This window comes from Collimonas arenae (assembly GCF_000786695.1).
GTDB classification, from domain to species: Bacteria; Pseudomonadota; Gammaproteobacteria; order Burkholderiales; family Burkholderiaceae_D; genus Collimonas; species Collimonas arenae_A.
Window position 1 is genome coordinate 1,373,614 of sequence record NZ_CP009962.1, and the last position, 17,949, is coordinate 1,391,562.

A 17,949-nucleotide genomic window follows, 5' to 3' on the forward strand; every position below is an offset into this window, starting at 1 on the left:
CTTATAACTGGGGCAAGCCTTCAATCACAGAGCCTGGTTTGATATTCTTGTCCTTGAACCAGTTCTTGTTCATCTCCAGCGCATAAGATGCGGCGCCCTGTGCGCAATGCGAATCCAGCGTTTGCGCTTTCATTTCTTCGACATTCAGGATCGCGCCTTTTTTATCGATAAAGGCAACTGACAGCGGGATCAATGTGTTCTTCATCCACATGCAGATCCCTGCAGGCGTATCGAACACAAATACCATGCCTTCGTTGGCGCCCATTCTTTTGCGGAACATGAGACCTTGTTCGCGCTGGTCTTCGCTGTGCGCGACTTCCGCCTTGATGACGTGGATGCCGATGTTCAGGGAAGTAGTCGGGAGTTGCTGGCTTTCCTGCGCGCTTGCTGGCAGGGCGGCGAAGGCGGCGATGCTTGCAGCGATTGTTGCGAGGGAAATGGCGCGGATTTTTCTCATGTGATTAAAGCTCCTGTAGGGTAGGAGGATTATACAGAGAGCTAAATCGGCAGAGGGGCGTTGGCGGCGTTGCGGCTGGATATTAATTGTTTCAGGACGTAAAAAAGGCAGGACTAGCCTGCCTATGTCTTGAAGCTGATGCTTGAATTACTTAGCTGGTGCTGCAGGAGCATCAGCAGCTGGGGCTTCAGCTTTTTCAGCTTTAGCTTTAGTTGCTTTCTTAGCTTTCTTGACTTTGTGTGTCGTCTTCTTGGCAACAGGAGCCGATGCTTCAGCAGCGGCAGCAGCAGGAGCTGCAGGTGCAGCTGGAGCTGCGTCAGCAGCGAAAACAGAAGTAGCGAACAGGCCAGCAACCAGAGCAGCGATCAGTTTGTTCATTTTAAAATCCATTCTTTAGCGAGTTAATCAGTTGATGATTCACTTGAATCACTGCAATTAACGACGCCGGTAAACGGATGGTTGACAGTTTTTTTTAAAAAACGCGTAAATATGTATCGATTTGTATCAGCGCAATGTCATCAATGTGCTTAAATCGGACGGATCGATTTCCTGCATGTCGCCCGGCCACAAAGGATGGCTTTGCAGCGATACCTGACCAATGGCTATTCTGACCAGGCGCAAGGTCGGTAGACCGACCGCCGCCGTCATGCGCCGCACCTGGCGATTTTTTCCTTCGGTCAGGGTCAGTGCCAGCCAACTGGTGGATTTGTCGAGCCGTTCGCGAATCGGCGGATTGCGCGGCCACAGCCAGTCCGGCGCCTGTACCAGGCGTGCCTGGCAAGGCTGGGTGACAAAATCGCCAAGGTTCACGCCGTTGCGCAACCGTGCCAGTGTCGCTTCGTCTGGAATTCCTTCAACCTGGGCCAGGTAAGTCTTCGGCTGTTTCAACGCAGGATGGCTAATATTATGTTGCAGCTTGCCGTCGTCGGTGAGCAGCAGCAGGCCTTCACTGTCTGCATCAAGACGTCCCGCCGGATAAATGTTGGGGATTTTGATATAGTCGGCGAGGGTGGGGCGGCTGGGATGTGCAGAGAACTGGCACATGACTTGGAAGGGTTTATTGAATAGGATCAGAGGCATGTCGCTAGGAGGCTGGCGGACTTAGGGGATCGAAGCGATAAAATAATTGAGCGAGAACAGATTTTGCCAGATTCGCAGTGTCAATAGCGAGCTATTGACCAAGACGCTGGTGAAATATGGCCCGGTCCAGAGAGACAGTTCAGTTATTTGTGCAGCCGATCAGCCTAAGTCCGCCAGCCTCCAGGTGTCGCAAAAACATAGCGGCTAGTAAAATACTAGTGCATAATACAAAACGCTTGTCTTATGTCTTATATAAGACTAAAAGGTGTTTTATATCCCCATCTCGTTGCTTTTCACCTCCCAACTCCGGAGATAAAGATGTCCCAACATATCAAAGTGCCTGCTGAAGGCAAGAAAATCACCGTCAACGCTGATTTTTCTATCAACGTCCCAGATAATCCAATCATTCCATACATCGAAGGCGACGGCACCGGCGTGGATATCAGCCCGGTCATGATCAAGGTGGTGGATGCGGCTGTGGCCAAGGCGTACGGTGGTAAGCGCAAGATCAGCTGGATGGAAGTGTTTGCCGGCGAAAAGTCGACCAAAGTATATGGTCCTGACGTCTGGCTGCCGGAAGAAACGCTGGCCGCAATCAAGGATTATGTGGTGTCGATCAAAGGTCCGTTGACGACGCCGGTCGGCGGTGGCATCCGTTCGCTGAACGTCGCCCTGCGCCAGGAGCTGGACTTGTATGTCTGCCTGCGCCCCGTACGTTATTTCAAGGGCGTGCCTTCGCCAGTGCGTGAGCCGGAAAAGACCGACATGGTGATCTTCCGCGAAAATTCGGAAGATATCTATGCCGGTATCGAATGGCAAGAAGGCAGCGAAGGCGCCAAGAAGCTGATCGAGTTCCTGGTCAAGGAAATGGGCGTCAAGAAGATCCGTTTCCCGAACACGTCCGGTATCGGCATCAAGCCGGTGTCGCGGGAAGGTACCGAACGTCTTGTGCGTAAGGCGATCCAGTACGCCATCGACAACGACAAGCCATCCGTGACGATTGTCCACAAGGGCAATATCATGAAGTTCACCGAAGGTGGTTTCCGTGACTGGGCATATGCCCTGGCGCAAAAGGAATTTGGCGCAGAGCTGATCGATGGCGGCCCATGGGCGAAATTCAAAAACCCGAAAACGGGTCGCGAAATTATCGTCAAGGACTCGATCGCTGATGCATTTTTGCAACAAATTTTGTTGCGTCCGAATGAATATAGCGTCATCGCCACCTTGAATCTGAATGGCGACTACATCTCCGATGCGCTGGCAGCACAAGTCGGCGGCATCGGCATCGCACCTGGCGCCAACCTGTCGGATTCGGTGGCCATGTTTGAAGCGACCCACGGCACAGCGCCGAAATATGCAGGCAAGGACTATGTGAACCCAGGTTCGCTGATCCTGTCGGCGGAAATGATGCTGCGCCACATGGGCTGGGTGGAGGCGGCTGACCTGATCATCGACGCGATGCAGAAATCGATCACCTCGAAACGGGTTACTTACGACTTCGCCCGCCTGATGGAAGGCGCAACCCAGGTTTCCTGCTCGGGTTTCGGCGGCGTTCTGATCGAAAACATGTAAATCTGCGAGCAAAATAAAAAAGCCAGAACTTGTTCTGGCTTTTTTACGCCGGCGTCTCGGTTAGCGCTAACAACAGGCTATAAAAAAACCTCACCGCAGTGAGGTTTTTCACAAAAACCGCTTAATGACGCCGGAGCGAAATTAAGGAGCCTGGATGTTAGAAGCTTGCTTGCCTTTAGGGCCTTGCGTGACTTCGAACTGGACTTTTTGACCTTCTTTGAGGGTCTTGAAGCCGTTCATCTGGATTGCCGAAAAGTGAGCAAACAAATCCTCACCGCCGTCATCCGGAGTGATAAAGCCGAAGCCCTTAGAATCGTTGAACCACTTGACTGTACCTGTTGCCATAAAATAGCGTCTTTCAAATAATGACCAATCACACGAGCCGTAAAAGCAAGAAGCCTCGCGTAACGCTGCCCCTTCTAGAACTTGCTCACTTCTATTAATAAGCGGAAACATGCTCACCAATGAATGTCATTCTTTGCGCAAAAAATAAAAAAGTCAAGTAATTTCCAAAAAGCAATTAAATTTCAGGTTTTCCTCTATTTTTTGCTCTTGATTTAATCTCATCCAACGTCATCTGCATAGCAATCGGAAAACGCGTAATATCGATATAAACGTTATTTAATTCAGTGTGGCGCTAATGATGTTACTGCAATTGTCGGAAGGTTTTAGAATAAGCGCATGGTAACCAAGCACGAAGACGGCACAGTAGCGACGCGGCAAGAGCAAAAGCTCAAGCCGCCTTCCATGTTCCAGGTATTTTTGCTCAATGACGACTACACTCCAATGGAGTTCGTGGTGGCTATACTGCAAGAGTACTTCAACAAGGATCGTGAAGCCGCAACCCAGATTATGTTGAAGGTGCATCGCGATGGCAAAGGCATGTGTGGTGTGTATCCTAAAGATATTGCATCCACAAAAGTTGAACTGGTATTAACGCACGCACGCAAAGCAGGGCATCCCCTGCAATGCATGATGGAGGAAGCATGATTGCGCAGGAACTGGAAGTAAGTTTGCACATGGCGTTTGTCGAAGCAAGGCAAGCAAGACACGAGTTCATCACCGTGGAACATTTGCTGCTGGCCTTGCTCGACAACCCGTCCGCAGCAGAGGTGCTGCGTGCGTGTGCGGTCAACATCGATGATATGCGCAAAACGCTGACCATCTTTATTGGCGACAACACACCGACGGTGCCGGGTTCAAATGAGGTGGATACCCAGCCAACCCTTGGTTTCCAGCGCGTCATCCAACGCGCCATCATGCATGTGCAATCGGCTTCCAACGGCAAGAAGGAAGTCACTGGCGCCAACGTGCTGGTGGCGATCTTCGGCGAGAAAGATTCGCATGCGGTGTACTACCTGCACCAGCAGGGCGTAACGCGTCTCGACGTGGTCAATTTCATTTCGCATGGCGTACGCAAGGATCAGCAAACCGATGCGCAGAAATCCTCGGAAGGCGCTGAAGAAGTGCAAGCCGAAGGCCAAGCCAAGGAAAGTCCGCTCGACCAGTTCACGCAAAACCTGAACAAGCTGGCGACTGAAGGAAAAATCGATCCGCTGATCGGACGCGAGTATGAAGTCGAGCGCGTGATCCAGACCTTGTGCCGCCGCCGTAAAAACAATCCCTTGCTGGTCGGCGAAGCTGGCGTTGGCAAGACCGCGATTGCCGAAGGTTTGGCATGGCGTATCACGCAGGGTGAAGTCCCCGAAATCCTGCAAAACGCGATTGTCTACTCGCTGGATATGGGTTCGCTGCTGGCTGGCACCAAGTACCGCGGCGACTTTGAGCAACGTCTCAAGGCCGTGCTCAAGCAATTGAAAGACAGCCCGCACGGCATCTTGTTCATCGATGAAATCCATACGATTATCGGCGCCGGCTCGGCTTCGGGCGGCACGCTGGATGCATCCAATCTGCTAAAACCGGCTTTATCGAGCGGTCAGCTGAAGTGCATCGGCGCAACTACCTACACCGAGTTCCGTGGCGTATTCGAGAAAGACCATGCTTTGTCGCGGCGCTTCCAGAAGATCGACGTCAACGAACCGACAGTCGAGCAAACCGTGCAGATCCTGCGCGGCTTGAAGTCGCGTTTTGAGGAACATCACGGCGTCAAATATTCGGCTTCCGCACTGACCAGTGCAGCTGAACTGGCGGCGCGTTTCATCAATGACCGCCATCTGCCGGACAAGGCGATCGACGTTATCGACGAAGCGGGGGCAGCGCAACGCATCCTGCCGAAGTCGAAGCAGAAAAAGACCATTGGCAAGGGCGAGATCGAAGACATCATCGCCAAGATTGCGCGGATTCCGCCGCAGTCGGTCAATCAGGACGACCGCAGCAAGCTGCAAACCATCGATCGCGATCTGCGTAACGTGGTGTTCGGCCAGGATCCTGCAATCGATGCTTTGGCATCGGCGATCAAGATGGCGCGTGCAGGTCTGGGCAAGACCGACCGCCCGATCGGCTCCTTCCTGTTCTCAGGCCCTACCGGAGTCGGCAAGACTGAAGTGGCGAAACAGCTGGCGTTCATCCTCGGCATCGACCTGATCCGTTTTGACATGTCGGAATACATGGAGCGTCATGCGGTCAGCCGCCTGATTGGCGCGCCACCGGGCTATGTTGGTTTCGACCAAGGCGGCTTGCTGACTGAAGCAGTGACCAAGAAGCCGCATGCGGTGTTGCTGCTGGATGAAATTGAAAAAGCCCATCCGGATATTTTCAACATCCTGCTGCAAGTGATGGATCACGGCGCATTGACCGACAATAATGGACGCAAGGCGGATTTCCGCAATGTGATCATTATCATGACTACCAATGCCGGTGCGGAAAGCCTGCAAAAACGTTCGATTGGTTTCACCGACAAGAAGGAAGCCGGTGACGAGATGGCGGATATCAAGCGCATGTTTACGCCTGAATTCCGCAATCGTATCGATTCCATCATCAGCTTCCATGCACTGGACGAAGAAGTCATCTTGCGCGTGGTCGACAAGTTCCTGATGCAGCTGGAAGAGCAGTTGCACGAGAAAAAAGTGGAAGCAATCTTTACCGAGAATTTGCGGAAATTCCTGGCCAAGAAGGGCTTCGATCCGTTGATGGGCGCGCGTCCGATGTCTCGTTTGATCCAGGACATGATCCGCAAGGCGCTGGCCGACGAGCTGTTGTTCGGCAAGCTGGTGACCGGTGGTCGCGTGACTGTCGATCTTGACGACAAGGACCAGATTAGCCTGGATTTTGCCGAAAAAGATGCGTCGACGCCGCCTGCCCCTGAGGAAACGGTTGAAGTGGAATAAGAGGGGAACAAGCGGTCGCTGATGTAAAAGCTGCCGGCTTCGCAAAAGCGAAAAGCCTGAATCATGTAAGTGATTCAGGCTTTTTTGCATTTAGCCGTAAATGGCCGTGGAACAGTGTTTGATAGCAGAACCATTGTCTTACGACGATGGTTCATGCTGCCTATGGCTGGATGGTGGTTCCGGTGGCTTGTTTTGCCTGGATATCCGAGACGGTTTGATCGATCGCTTTCATGCGATAGTCGGTGGCGGGGTGGATCGCCGTATAGCCGTTCAGGACAGTTGCAGGATACTGCGTCGCCAGCCGTTGCCAGAATGCGCCTGCGTCGTCGACCTTGTAGCCGGCGCGAGCAACCATATAGAGCGCCAGACGGTCGGCGGAGGCATCCAACTGCTGCGGGAATGGCTTGACGCCGGCAGCGCCGCTGAGTGGGGTGGCATCCGGCCGCAGGCGGATCAGATTGTCGATAACGCCGGTCATGGTCGCAGTATTGCGCTGACGCGAAGCATGGGTCAGCGAGTTATGCGCCATTTCCTTGGCGATCACCAGCGCCAGTTCATCGTCGTTTTGGGTGAACTTCATCATGCCGGCGCTGACCAGTACGCGGCGGCCGTCGGCATAGCTGATTACATTGTCAGTGTTGCCGAGTTCGATGCCGAAGGCGCAGGCGCGCGTTAGCGGCACGTTCATGGTCAGGTTGCTGCCACTGCGGGCAACGGTGACCTTGATGTTGTTGCGGCCGTTGACCAGAGGACCCAGCATCATTGCGGTTTGACGTTCCGCATCGGCGCCGACCGGCGCCGGTTTGTCCTGAATGGCGACCAGCAGGTCGCCACGCTGCAGGCCGGACTTGGCAGCGCCGCTGCCTGCCAGCACGCCTGTGATTTGCAACTGATCGGTAAAGCCGAGGGAGCTTGCTGCAGCGAGGAATTCCGCCGTAAAGGAGTATTTGGTTTTTGCTGTGAAGCCGAGCAGGTTGCGGGCATTGTTACGGCATAGCAACGCGTTATTCACCAGCAATGGGGCAGCCACGTCATACAGGCGGTCCTGCAAGCCGATCAGGGTTTTCAATTCTGCCTGCTGCGGCGGCACGACGACTGCCGCCGGCTTGGGGGAAACCGTCGCGGTGGGTTTTGCTGCCTCGGGTGATGCCGTTTCTGTGTTGGCGCAAGCTGCCAGTAATAATATGGGCAAGGTTATCGCAGTATAGCGTTTGAGTCCCTGCCATCTGAGGCCGCTCGTCAATCTCATTATTTTCTCCATCAATGTTTTCCGGTGCTGCCGAAGCCGCCTGCACCGCGTTCGCTGCTCTCGAAATCTGCTACGACATTAAAACGGACACGGGCTACCGGCACAATAATCAATTGCGCCAGCCGTTCCATCGGGTTGAGGGTAAATTCGGTCGTGCCGCGGTTCCATGTGGAAACCATTAACTGACCCTGGTAATCAGAGTCGATCAAGCCCACCAGGTTCCCCAGAACGATGCCATGTTTATGGCCGAGGCCGCTGCGTGGCAGGATCATGGCTGCATAAGCCGGGTCGCCGATATGAATTGCCAGGCCGGTAGGAATCAGATGGGTTTCACCAGGTTTGATCGTCAGCGGAACGTCCAGGCAGGCGCGCAGGTCCAGGCCCGCACTGCCTTCGGTGGCGTAGGCCGGCAGTTGATCTTGCATGCGTGGGTCGAGAATTTTGACGTCGATGATGTTCATTGAGGTTGTAACAATCTATTAAGTGAAGAATGAAAATTGTGCGGATGAACTTAACAAAACAAGCGTAACAAATGAAAAAAAATGACGGGAGCAATCCCGTCCGGTATTCAAAAGCACAGGTGATTCTGGTTTTCGGCGCCCGTCATCGGCTATCAAGCGGGCGACGACGGGCTGATGCTAAAAGATGCAGGTAAGACCTAAACCCGGGGTCCGTTGCCAAGGCGGGCAGCAATGGCGGCGATTAGCTGGCGCGCCAGTTCCTGCTTGCTGGCGCGCGCCAAATCGGTGTGGCCGTTGGCGTCAAACAATACCAATTGATTATCGTCCTTGCCGAATGTGTCATGGCCGATATTCCCAACCAGCAGCGGTACATTTTTCCGGATGCGCTTGGCTTCGCCATACTGCAGCAAGTTCTCCGATTCGGCGGCAAAGCCGACACAATACGGCGGTTTTGGCAACGCCGCAACTGTTGCCAAAATGTCGGGATTCTGTTCGAAGATTAATTCCGGCGCGCTGCCGTCGGCATTTTTTTTCAATTTCTGGCTGCTGGCATTGGCTACGCGCCAGTCGGCCACCGCCGCCACGGCGACGAAGATATCGGTTGCATTGGCGGCGCTGTTGGCGGTCAGCTGTGCCATCACAATATCGTGCATCTGCTGCGCGGTCTGGATGCCGATGCGCCGCACGCCATACGGCGTGGTGAGGGCGGTAGGACCGGATACCAGGGTGACTTCGGCGCCGGCTTCATAAGCCGCGCGGGCCACTGCATAACCCATTTTTCCGGACGACAGGTTAGTGATGCCGCGCACTGGATCAATCGGCTCGAAGGTCGGGCCGGCAGTAATCAGTACGCGCTTGCCCTTGAGCAGTTTGGGCTGGAACGAGGCGATCACTTCTTCCAGTAATTGATCGGCTTCCAGCATGCGACCCATGCCGACTTCGCCGCAAGCCTGTTCGCCGGCATCAGGACCAAGCAATTGGATGCCGTCGGCCAGCAATTGCGCCAGGTTGCGTTGGGTCGCCGGGTTTTGCCACATTTCGACGTTCATCGCCGGCGCCACCAGCAAGGGCAAAGTGGCGGGGCGCGCCACACACAAGGTCGATAGCAAGTCATCGCAGGCACCATGCGCCAGCTTGAAAATGAAATCGGCGGAGCAGGGCACGATGACAATCGCATCAGCATCGCGGGTGAGATCGATATGCGGCATGTTGTTGCCGATGCGGGCGTCCCACTGATCGGTAAATACGGTTTTACCGGTCAAGCCCTGCATGGTGACGGCAGTAATGAAGTGCGTCGCTGCCGCGGTCATCACGACTTGCACTGAAGCGCCGGCCTTGATCAGCGCCCGCGCAAATTCGGCCGCCTTGTAGCAGGCGATACCGCCGGTCAGTCCCAGCACAATTTTTTTACCAGCGAGATCCATGTCAGCTCCTGGAGTAATGCGTCAACATTCTTTGCTTATTATTTTCTTGCTTACTAACTTATTTACTTATTTACGCGACGCAACTCATCAATAACGAACAATACCGCACCGACGCAGATCGCGCTATCGGCGATGTTGAAAGCCGGCCAATGCCAGTTACGCATATAGAAATCGAGAAAATCGATTACGTGGCCATAGGCGATGCGGTCGACGACATTGCCGATGGCGCCGCCCAGGATCAGCGCCAGCGCGGTGCAGAACATGCGCTGGCCAGCATGCCGTTTCAGCAAGAAAGTAATGAACAAGGCTGCAGCAATCCCAAGCGCGGTGAACAGGTAGCGCTGCCAGCCGGATTCGGATGACAGGAAGCTGAATGCCGCGCCCTTGTTATATACCAGCACCAGGTTGAAGAAGGGCGTGACGGCCAGCGATTCGCCGTAGCTGAACAGGCGCACGATGGTGATTTTGGTGAGCTGGTCGATCACCAGGATCAGGGCGGCAATCGCCAGCCATGGCGCCAGGCCGTATTTGGAGGAAGAAGTCGAAATAGAGGAGCGCTTTTTGGTGGCCATAGGTGATTTGTCGGTTCTCAGCAGTGTGGCGGTAAAGTGCGCAGTTCACAGGAACGAAAGCAGATCGGTGCGAACCGCGCAGGATTAATTCAACTAGCTATCTATCAAGGTATCAATGCAACTGTGGCTCAGGCAACACGCCGTTGTTCGCCGCCGCCAAACAAATTGGCCACGCAACGTCCGCACAGCCCCGAATGTTCCGGATGGCTGCCGACATCGGCGCGATAGTGCCAGCAACGCTCACATTTCTGCTGGGTCGACGGCGTTACCAGGATCGTTTCTTCCGCTTCCGTGGCAACTTCCGACACGCTGGCGCTAGAGGTGATCAGCACAAACTTGAGGTCGTCGCCGAGGCTGGTCAGCAACGCATATTTTCCGGCGCTGGCCTTGATCTCGACTTCCGCTTGCAACGACGAGCCGATGCCACCGGCGACGCGAACTTCTTCCAATTGCTTGGTGACGTCGGCGCGCACTGCACGCACTGCATTGAATTTCTCGATCAATGCCGCAGCGTCGTTGATTTCCGGCAGCGCGTAGTAGGTCTGGGTGAAAATGGTCTCATCGCTGGCCGCAAATGCCTCCGGGCTGGCAAAGAACGACCAGGCCTCTTCCGCTGTGAACGACAGCGTCGGCGCCATCACCCGCAACAGCGCCTGGGTGATATGCCAGATTGCGGTTTGCGCCGAACGCCGGGCCTGCGAGGTGACGCCGCTGGTGTACAGGCGGTCTTTCAGGATATCCAGATAGAAGCCGCCCAGGTCTTCCGAGCAGTACATCTGCAATTTCGAAATCACCGGATGGAACTCATACGTTTCGTAATGCGACAGGATATCGGCTTGCAGCTGCGCCATGCTGGCGATGGCATAGCGGTCGATTTCCAGCAGGTCGCCGATCGCCACTGCGTCTTTGGCAGGATCGAAGTCCGAGGTGTTCGCCAGCAGGAAGCGCAAGGTGTTGCGGATGCGGCGATACGATTCCGTGACGCGTTTCAGGATCTCTTCGGAGATCGTGATTTCGCCCGAGTAATCGCTGGACGCCACCCACAAGCGCAGGATTTCCGCGCCCAGCGAGTCCGCCACTTTTTGCGGCTCTACGCCGTTCTTCAGCGACTTCGACATCTTGCGGCCTTCGCCATCCACCACGAAGCCATGCGTCAGCAAGGCGTTGTAAGGCGCGCGGCCGTTCAGCATGGCCGAGGTCAGCAGGGAAGAGTGGAACCAGCCGCGATGCTGGTCCGAGCCTTCCAGGTAAAGGTCTGCCGGGAATTGCAATTGTTGCGCATGGGAGCCGCGCAATACGGTCTGATGCGTCGAACCGGAGTCGAACCACACATCCAGCGTGTCTTTGTTCTTGAGATAGTTGTCGGCGTCATCGCCCAGTAACTCTCTCGGATCCAGCGCCTGCCAGGCTTCGATGCCGTGCTGTTCGATACGCTGGGCGATTTGCTCTAGCAGTTCCGGTGTGCGTGGATGCAGCTGGCCGCTTTCCTTATGGACGAAGAACGCCATCGGCACGCCCCATTGGCGTTGGCGCGACAGAGTCCAGTCAGGACGGTTGGCGATCATGCCATGCAGGCGCGCCTTGCCCCAGCTCGGGAAAAATGCGGTTTCTTCAATCGCTTGCAGTGCGGTGGTGCGCAGGTTGGCGTGGCCGTCGTTCGGCGCTTTGTCCATGCTGGCGAACCACTGCGACGTGGCGCGATAAATGATCGGCGTTTTATGACGCCAGCAATGCATGTAACTGTGATCGAACATGACCACTTTGAACAGCGCGCCTGCTTCTTCCAGCTTGCTGCAGATCGGTTTGGAGGCTTCCCAGATGGTCATGCCGGCAAAGAACGGCAGCCATGAGGCAAACTTGCCGTCGCCCATTACCGGGCTGAGGATGTCGTCATCCTTCATTCCATGCGCTTTGCAGGAGATAAAGTCTTCGATACCGTAGGCTGGCGCCGAGTGGACGATACCGGTGCCGCTCTCGGTAGTGACGTAGTCGCCCAGATAGACCGGCGAAAGGCGGTTATAGCCCGGATCCATGTCGGCCAGTGGATGTTTGAAATTGATCAGCGACAGCGCTTCGCCTTTGCAGCTGGCGATCACTTTGCCTTCGAGGCCAAAGCGTTGCAGTGAATCTTCCACCAGGTCTTGCGCAAGGATCAGCAGCAATGGCTCGCCGTTGCGGGTAGTCTGCACCAGCGCGTAGTCGATTTCAGGATGCACATTGAGCGCCTGGTTGGACGGGATGGTCCATGGCGTAGTGGTCCAGATGACGACATAACCTTTATCTGTCGGCAACGAAGGCAAACCAAACGCGGCGGCCAGTTTTTCCGACTCGGCAAACGGGAAACCGACATCAATCGACGGATCACGCTTGTCTTGATACTCGACTTCCGCTTCCGCCAGCGCGGATCCGCAATCGAAGCACCAGTTGACCGGTTTCAGGCCACGGTACACATATCCCTTTTCCAGGATGGTGCCGAGTGCGCGCAACTCATCGGCTTCATTGCCGAAGGCCATGGTCAAATACGGATTGTCCCATTCACCCAAGACGCCGAGACGGATGAAGTCTTTGCGTTGCAGGTCGATCTGTTCGTTGGCGTAAGCACGTGCCTTGGACTGTACTTCGGCCACAGGCAGGTTCTTGCCGTACTTCTTTTCGATCTGGATTTCGATCGGCATACCGTGGCAATCCCAGCCCGGCACGTAAGGCGCATCGAAACCGGCCATGTTGCGGGCCTTGACGATCATGTCCTTGAGGATCTTGTTGACGGCGTGTCCCAGATGGATTTCGCCGTTGGCGTATGGCGGACCGTCATGCAAGATGAATTTCGGCCGGCCTTTGGAGGCTTTGCGGATCCGCTCGTAGACCTTCTTTTCCTGCCACTGCTTGACCCATTGCGGCTCACGCTTGGCGAGATCGCCGCGCATCGGGAACGGCGTCTCGGTCATATTGACCGGGTATTTGCTTTGCGGCTTGGCTTGCTTCGCCGCCTTGGTGTTTTCTGGTTTGCTGGTCTGATCGGACATAATTTTCTTCAATGGAATTCAGTAGGGCCTGCATAAGCGAGGCAACAAGCGGCAACGACAAGCAGCGTCAAATTCGATCCGTGGCCGCAGTGGGCGCACGCGTGGTTATGCTGTCATGCTGGTGAAAATAAGCCCGTGCATTGGCGACGTCGCGTTCAATCGCAGTGGTCAGCGTCGGCAGGTCGACATACTTCTCTTCATCGCGCAGTTTTTGCAAGAATTCAACCTGGATTACCTTGCCGTAGCAATCGCCGCTATAGTCGAGCAGGTAGGTTTCCAGGAGTATCCGGCCGCTGTCGTCTACGGTGGGACGCACGCCGATACTGGCAACTCCAGGCAACGGCTGTTCCGCCAGGCCATGCACTTTCACCACGAAAATGCCGGACAGCGCCGGCAGTTTGTGGCTGACGCGCAGATTGAGGGTAGGGAAGCCGATGGTGCGGCCGAGTTTCTTGCCGTGCACCACGTGGCCTGAGATCGCATAGGGATGACCCAGCAGCGCCCGGGCATGGCTGAAATCGCCCGCGGCCAGCGCGGCCCTGACCGCTGACGAGGACACGCGCGTGCCTTCATTCATTACGGTTGGCAAGGTTTCGACATGGAAGCCGTATTTCTTGCCGGCTTCGATCAGGGTGGCGATATTGCCGGCGCGGCGTGAACCGAAGCAGAAATCCTCGCCCACCATCAGCCATTTCACATGCAAGCCCTCTACTAGCACTTTTTCGATGAAGTCTTGCGGCGACATCGCTGCAAAGCTGGCGTTGAAGTGCTCGACGATCACACGGTCGATGCCGGCCTGCGACAGCGATTGCAGTTTGTCGCGCAAATTGGCGACGCGGGTCGGCATGTTGCCGGGCTGGCCAGCGCGTTGTGCAAAGAATTCACGCGGATGTGGTTCGAACGTCATCACCGCAGCATCCAGCCCTAGTTCGGTAGCCGCCTTGCGGACGTGCGCGAGCAATACCTGATGGCCGCGATGAACGCCATCGAAGTTGCCGATTGTAAGCGCACAAGGGGCGCGCGATTCGGCGTTGGGAAGTCCGCGAAATACCTTCATTGAAGTGACTGGAGTGTTTATTGCAAAACCTTGGATTATAAATGCATTCGGGACTTTACCCTTGCCAAGAAGTCGATCAGTGGCGGATTGAATGCGTTGAGGTTAGTAAATCAACCATTTTACACTCGGTCCGCCCATAAAAAAATCGCCCCGCAGGGCGATTTCTTGTCAAACTGGCTAGCTGCTTCAGGCTTGCTTGTTGCCGCCCAGCAGTCCACCCAGCAAGCCGCCCAAATCCAGGCCGCCGGCAGGTGCCGTTGCCTGGCCGTTTGGCGTCAGCTTGTTGACCAGTTCCGGCAGGATTTCCGACAGATGGCCAGCAGCTTCATTCGGCGAAATCCCGGCCGCCGTCGCCAGTTCTTGCAAATGACCTCCGCCCAGCGCTTGTTGCACCTGATCCGGCGAAATCGCCTGGTTCTGGCCGTTGCCGATCCAAGACTGCACAACCGAGCCCAGGCCTGCACCTTCGAATGCGCTGAGGAGGCCGCCAGCGCCTGCAGCCTGGCCTGCGCCCGCACCGCCGCTTTGCAGCGCCTTTAGCAGCATTGGCACTGCAGCCGCGATCAACAGGGCTTTCGGATCATTCGATTGCTGCTGGCCGCCGCCGCCAATTGCTCCAAGTACCGAATCCAGTAGTCCCATAATATTCTCCAGAGTAAATAATGCGATAAGCCGTCAAGGCTATTTTCTAACTTGTGGGAAACACAAGTTAGCTACAAAGCAAATAAGCAGAGTGATACTACAACGCGGCAAGAAATTTGAGTAGCTGGACAAAGAAAACGATTGTGTCTTGGCATCCTTTTCCATTCTAGCCAGAGTTTTGATCTTTGCTTAGATCAATTTATAGCAAGCATAGAAAAGCCGCGACGGTGACCCTACATTTCGCCCCAGATCGCATTGATGGCCGCCAGCGCTGCCAGGCCGGCGGTTTCGGTACGCAAAATCCGTGGTCCCATCGATAACATCAAAGCGCCTTGGCTGCAGGCCAGGTTTTCTTCCGCATCGGTGAAGCCGCCTTCCGGTCCAATCAACAGCGCCAGCGCTTGTGGCGGTTGATGGCGGGCCCAGTCTGACAGCGATTGCTCGCCACGCGGCGACAACAAGATCCGCTTGTGCAGATCCTGCTGCTGGACCCAGTCGTTGAACGGAGTGAGGGTAGACAGGGTCGGCATGCGGTTGCGCCCGCTTTGCTCTGCTGCGGAGACGATCACGCCCTGCCAATGGCTTTGTTTTTTCTCGGCACGTTCGCTGTTGAGGCGCACCACGCAGCGTTGCGCCGCCAGCGGCTGGATCGCTGCGACGCCGAGCTCGACAGCCTTTTCGATAATCCAGTCCAGTTTCGACGATTCCGGTAATGCTTGCGCCAGGGTAATCGCGTAGGGCAGTTCGACTTCGCGCGGAGAGAAAGTCTTGATCTCTGCGCTGACGCGTTTTTTTTCGATGCTGCTGATGGTCGCAGTGTATTCGCCGCCTTCGCCATTAAAAAGGGTGATGGGCGCAGCCAGCCCCAGTCGCAATACCAGCAAGTGATGCGCGACCGCATCCGGCAGCGCCAGTACCTGGCCGATTTCGAGTGGAGTTGAGACGTAGAAGCGGGGCATGTCGAGGAATTCTTAAATTGTTGATTTGTTGTCAATAAGTCATGCAGGCAGCATTCAACAGGCCTAGCCCAAGGCTGACTGTACCAAGAAAGATGCCGGATGCAATCTTGTTTTCGGGGATATCCGCAATCAGGGTCGGCAATAGCAGCCTGACAATCAGGAACGCCAGCAGTTGCACCACCAGCGCCACCACGCCCCATACCAGCATGTCCAACAGGTTGACGCTATTCGAAATGGCGGAGGATAGCGCCACGATATAGCCGAGCAAAGCACCCGCCAAGCTGGCCGCGGCGGAATGATTGCCGGCGCGGATCAACGCCAGTTCGTGATAGGGCGTGATAAATATATACACGACAAAAAACACTGCGACCAGTATAAGCGCCAGGCCGAAGTGGGACAAGAAGGCCGGCAAGCCGACGGGGAGAAAGGCAAGGTTCATTGGGTTGTGCTCCTGACAGGGCGGCGGCTAACGGTTAATCAACAAAAGATTAATCAACAAAATAATGCGGCACAAAACGGCTTGTATCTTTGGTAATCAGCGAAACATCTTCCCGAATGCCGATACCCGCCGGGGCGTCGCCCACTATCCAGGAACCAATCGAGGTGTAGGCCGGCGTAATGCCGTCGTCGAACTTCGGCTGCGCTGCAAACGCTTGGTAGATATAGCCTTCGGCGCCATATTGTCCGGGCTGATGGTGGACTTCTCCGCCGGCGTAGATCGTGATGTTTTCGCCCTCGCGCGAATACAGCGGCTTCTTGACGAAATCGCCGCTGATGCGCCAGGCGTCGAAAAACGCCGGCAGCAGATTCGGATGGCCGGGGAATAGCTCCCACAGCACTGGCAGGATGGCCTTGTTGGACAGCACCATTTTCCACGCCGGTTCGATTAGCCGCAGCGGCCGCGCCAACAGATGTTCGGCAAACGCTTCACGGCATAGCCACTCCCAGGGATACAGCTTGAACAGGTTGTCGATCCTGGAATCGAAATCGTCGACGAATTCGGCATGTTTGTCATCCCAGCCGATGTTTTCTATCGCCAGCTGTTTGGTGGCGAAGCCAGCCTGGATCGCGGTGTCGCGCAGATAGGCCAGGTTGCCTTCGTCCTCCTCGTGGCCGCCGATGCAGGCGAAGTGCAGCAAACCTTTGCATTGATGGCGGCTGGCCAGGGTTTGCCATTGGGCGATCAGTTTTTCATGCAGCGAGTTGAACTGGTCGGCCTGCGGAAATACATCTTGCAGCCAATACCATTGCGCGACGCTGGATTCCACCAGGCCAGTCGGCGTATCGGCGTTATATTCGAGCATTTTCGGCGCGCCTTGGCCGTTCCAGGACAGGTCGAAGCGGCCATACAGCGAAAATTCTTTTTCGCGCCAGCTTTCTTCCACCAGCGCCCAGAACGGCTCCGGAATGGCAAATTGTCCCAGGCGTTCCTTGGCGATCACGTGCTCGACCGCCTGCAACGCCATCTGGTGCAATTCGCTGGTGGCGTCTTCTACTGCATCGATCTGCGCCGCCGTGAAACGATAGGCATAGCGTTCATCCCAGTACAGATCGTCAATCGAGTGATAGGTAAAGCCGAGCGATTCGAATTGTTCTTGCCAGTTGGCGCGCGGCGTCAAGCTCTCACGAATCATGGTTAGCCGCCTGCTGAAGATATATGCGCACCGCCGAAGCCGCCACGCGACACGCTGCGGCCGATCGCGTGGTTGCTGCTTTCGCCGCCTGCCAGGCCGAAGCTATTGCCGCCACTGCGCGCACTGCGCTGCGCGCTTTCACGCTCGCCTTCATCGTAGCTGGGGCCATAGTAGCGGCCGCCGTAATAAGTGGTATGCGTGCTGCTGCCGGAGCCGCTGCTGGATGCCGGTTGGCATAGCTCGGGGCGGGACCAGTCCTTTTTACAGTCTTCCTGGCTGGCATATTCGTCGCGCGCCTGGCGCGGGCTGCAGCCCGCCAGCAAGGTCGACGCCGCCAATACAAGTGGCACGGCGCGGCTCTTCCTGTACGACAGGCCGGCAGGTTGCAAGGTTTGTTTCAAAAGGCCGGTGGTTGGCAAGACGCTCTCCATAGAATGCAACGACGAACGATGAAATTGCAACAACAAACTAAGAGGCGGCTTCAAAATTAACCTGGCGTTGTTGCCCTTGCAGGGCGCGCCCGGGCTTGCAA

Annotated in this window: 18 protein-coding genes; 3 read left to right on the plus strand and 15 right to left on the minus strand. The window is 55.6% G+C overall.

The features are described 5' to 3' along the window. Position 1 precedes the first annotated feature (1 nt). From LT85_RS06190 to LT85_RS06200, 3 genes are all read right to left on the minus strand, one after another. A complete protein-coding gene (locus tag LT85_RS06190) occupies positions 2-457 on the minus strand; it encodes a DUF192 domain-containing protein (protein WP_038486576.1) in 456 nt (151 codons plus the stop codon). 147 nt (positions 458-604) lie between these two features. Then, a complete protein-coding gene (locus tag LT85_RS06195) occupies positions 605-835 on the minus strand; it encodes a hypothetical protein (protein WP_038495228.1) in 231 nt (76 codons plus the stop codon). Positions 836-961: 126 nt separating this feature from the next. Beyond that, positions 962-1,537, minus strand: a complete 576-nt coding sequence (locus LT85_RS06200) for a pseudouridine synthase (protein WP_038486578.1) — start codon at positions 1,535-1,537, stop codon at positions 962-964. A gap of 318 nt (positions 1,538-1,855) precedes the next feature. Between LT85_RS06200 and icd the strand changes: the two genes are divergently transcribed. Then, the gene (gene icd / locus LT85_RS06205; RefSeq protein WP_038486581.1) at positions 1,856-3,109 is read left to right on the plus strand and encodes an NADP-dependent isocitrate dehydrogenase; all 1,254 of its coding nucleotides are present in this window, start codon (positions 1,856-1,858) and stop codon (positions 3,107-3,109) included. A gap of 141 nt (positions 3,110-3,250) precedes the next feature. Here the strand turns inward: icd and cspE are convergent, their stop codons facing one another. Further along, positions 3,251-3,454 carry a transcription antiterminator/RNA stability regulator CspE gene (gene cspE, locus LT85_RS06210; RefSeq protein ID WP_009665919.1) on the minus strand — a complete coding sequence of 68 codons (204 nt, stop codon included), beginning with the start codon at positions 3,452-3,454 and terminating at the stop codon, positions 3,251-3,253. 336 nt (positions 3,455-3,790) lie between these two features. On the opposite strand from cspE, the gene clpS reads away from it, so the two are divergent. Together clpS and clpA are read left to right on the plus strand one after the other, a co-directional pair. Then, the gene (clpS, locus tag LT85_RS06215) at positions 3,791-4,099 is read left to right on the plus strand and encodes an ATP-dependent Clp protease adapter ClpS (protein WP_038486586.1); all 309 of its coding nucleotides are present in this window, start codon (positions 3,791-3,793) and stop codon (positions 4,097-4,099) included. Continuing rightward, positions 4,096-6,396, plus strand: coding sequence for an ATP-dependent Clp protease ATP-binding subunit ClpA (clpA, locus tag LT85_RS06220; RefSeq protein ID WP_038486588.1), 2,301 nt, complete (start codon positions 4,096-4,098; stop codon positions 6,394-6,396). Before clpS ends, clpA begins: the two co-directional genes overlap by 4 nt. Before the next feature lie 160 nt (positions 6,397-6,556). Here clpA and LT85_RS06225 read toward each other — a convergent pair whose 3' ends face one another. The 11 genes from LT85_RS06225 to LT85_RS06275 form a co-directional block, all read right to left on the minus strand. After that, a complete protein-coding gene (locus LT85_RS06225) occupies positions 6,557-7,645 on the minus strand; it encodes a M48 family metallopeptidase (RefSeq protein WP_253273679.1) in 1,089 nt (362 codons plus the stop codon). An 11-nt stretch (positions 7,646-7,656) separates the two neighbouring features. Next, on the minus strand, positions 7,657-8,106 hold the full coding sequence (dut, locus tag LT85_RS06230; protein ID WP_038486591.1) for a dUTP diphosphatase: 450 nt from the start codon (positions 8,104-8,106) through the stop codon (positions 7,657-7,659). Positions 8,107-8,303: 197 nt separating this feature from the next. Then, positions 8,304-9,530, minus strand: coding sequence for a bifunctional phosphopantothenoylcysteine decarboxylase/phosphopantothenate--cysteine ligase CoaBC (gene coaBC / locus LT85_RS06235; protein WP_038486595.1), 1,227 nt, complete (start codon positions 9,528-9,530; stop codon positions 8,304-8,306). A 62-nt stretch (positions 9,531-9,592) separates the two neighbouring features. Further along, positions 9,593-10,102 (minus strand): signal peptidase II, encoded by a 510-nt coding sequence (lspA, locus tag LT85_RS06240; RefSeq protein WP_038486598.1) that lies wholly within the window; start codon positions 10,100-10,102, stop codon positions 9,593-9,595. Between the two features lie 128 nt (positions 10,103-10,230). Further along, the gene (gene ileS / locus LT85_RS06245) at positions 10,231-13,125 is read right to left on the minus strand and encodes an isoleucine--tRNA ligase (RefSeq protein ID WP_038486601.1); all 2,895 of its coding nucleotides are present in this window, start codon (positions 13,123-13,125) and stop codon (positions 10,231-10,233) included. A gap of 67 nt (positions 13,126-13,192) precedes the next feature. Continuing rightward, positions 13,193-14,182, minus strand: a complete 990-nt coding sequence (locus LT85_RS06250) for a bifunctional riboflavin kinase/FAD synthetase (protein WP_038486604.1) — start codon at positions 14,180-14,182, stop codon at positions 13,193-13,195. Positions 14,183-14,368: 186 nt separating this feature from the next. Then, positions 14,369-14,824 (minus strand): YidB family protein, encoded by a 456-nt coding sequence (locus tag LT85_RS06255; protein WP_038486607.1) that lies wholly within the window; start codon positions 14,822-14,824, stop codon positions 14,369-14,371. Between the two features lie 233 nt (positions 14,825-15,057). After that, positions 15,058-15,783, minus strand: a complete 726-nt coding sequence (locus LT85_RS06260) for a 16S rRNA (uracil(1498)-N(3))-methyltransferase (RefSeq protein ID WP_038486611.1) — start codon at positions 15,781-15,783, stop codon at positions 15,058-15,060. A gap of 31 nt (positions 15,784-15,814) precedes the next feature. Then, on the minus strand, positions 15,815-16,222 hold the full coding sequence (locus tag LT85_RS06265) for a DUF350 domain-containing protein (protein WP_038486614.1): 408 nt from the start codon (positions 16,220-16,222) through the stop codon (positions 15,815-15,817). A 49-nt stretch (positions 16,223-16,271) separates the two neighbouring features. Further along, a complete protein-coding gene (locus LT85_RS06270; protein ID WP_038486617.1) occupies positions 16,272-17,417 on the minus strand; it encodes a glutathionylspermidine synthase family protein in 1,146 nt (381 codons plus the stop codon). Between the two features lie 2 nt (positions 17,418-17,419). Then, entirely contained in the window at positions 17,420-17,836 is a 417-nt protein-coding gene (locus tag LT85_RS06275) for a hypothetical protein (RefSeq protein WP_156117449.1), read from the minus strand. Between the last annotated feature and the right edge of the window lie 113 nt (positions 17,837-17,949).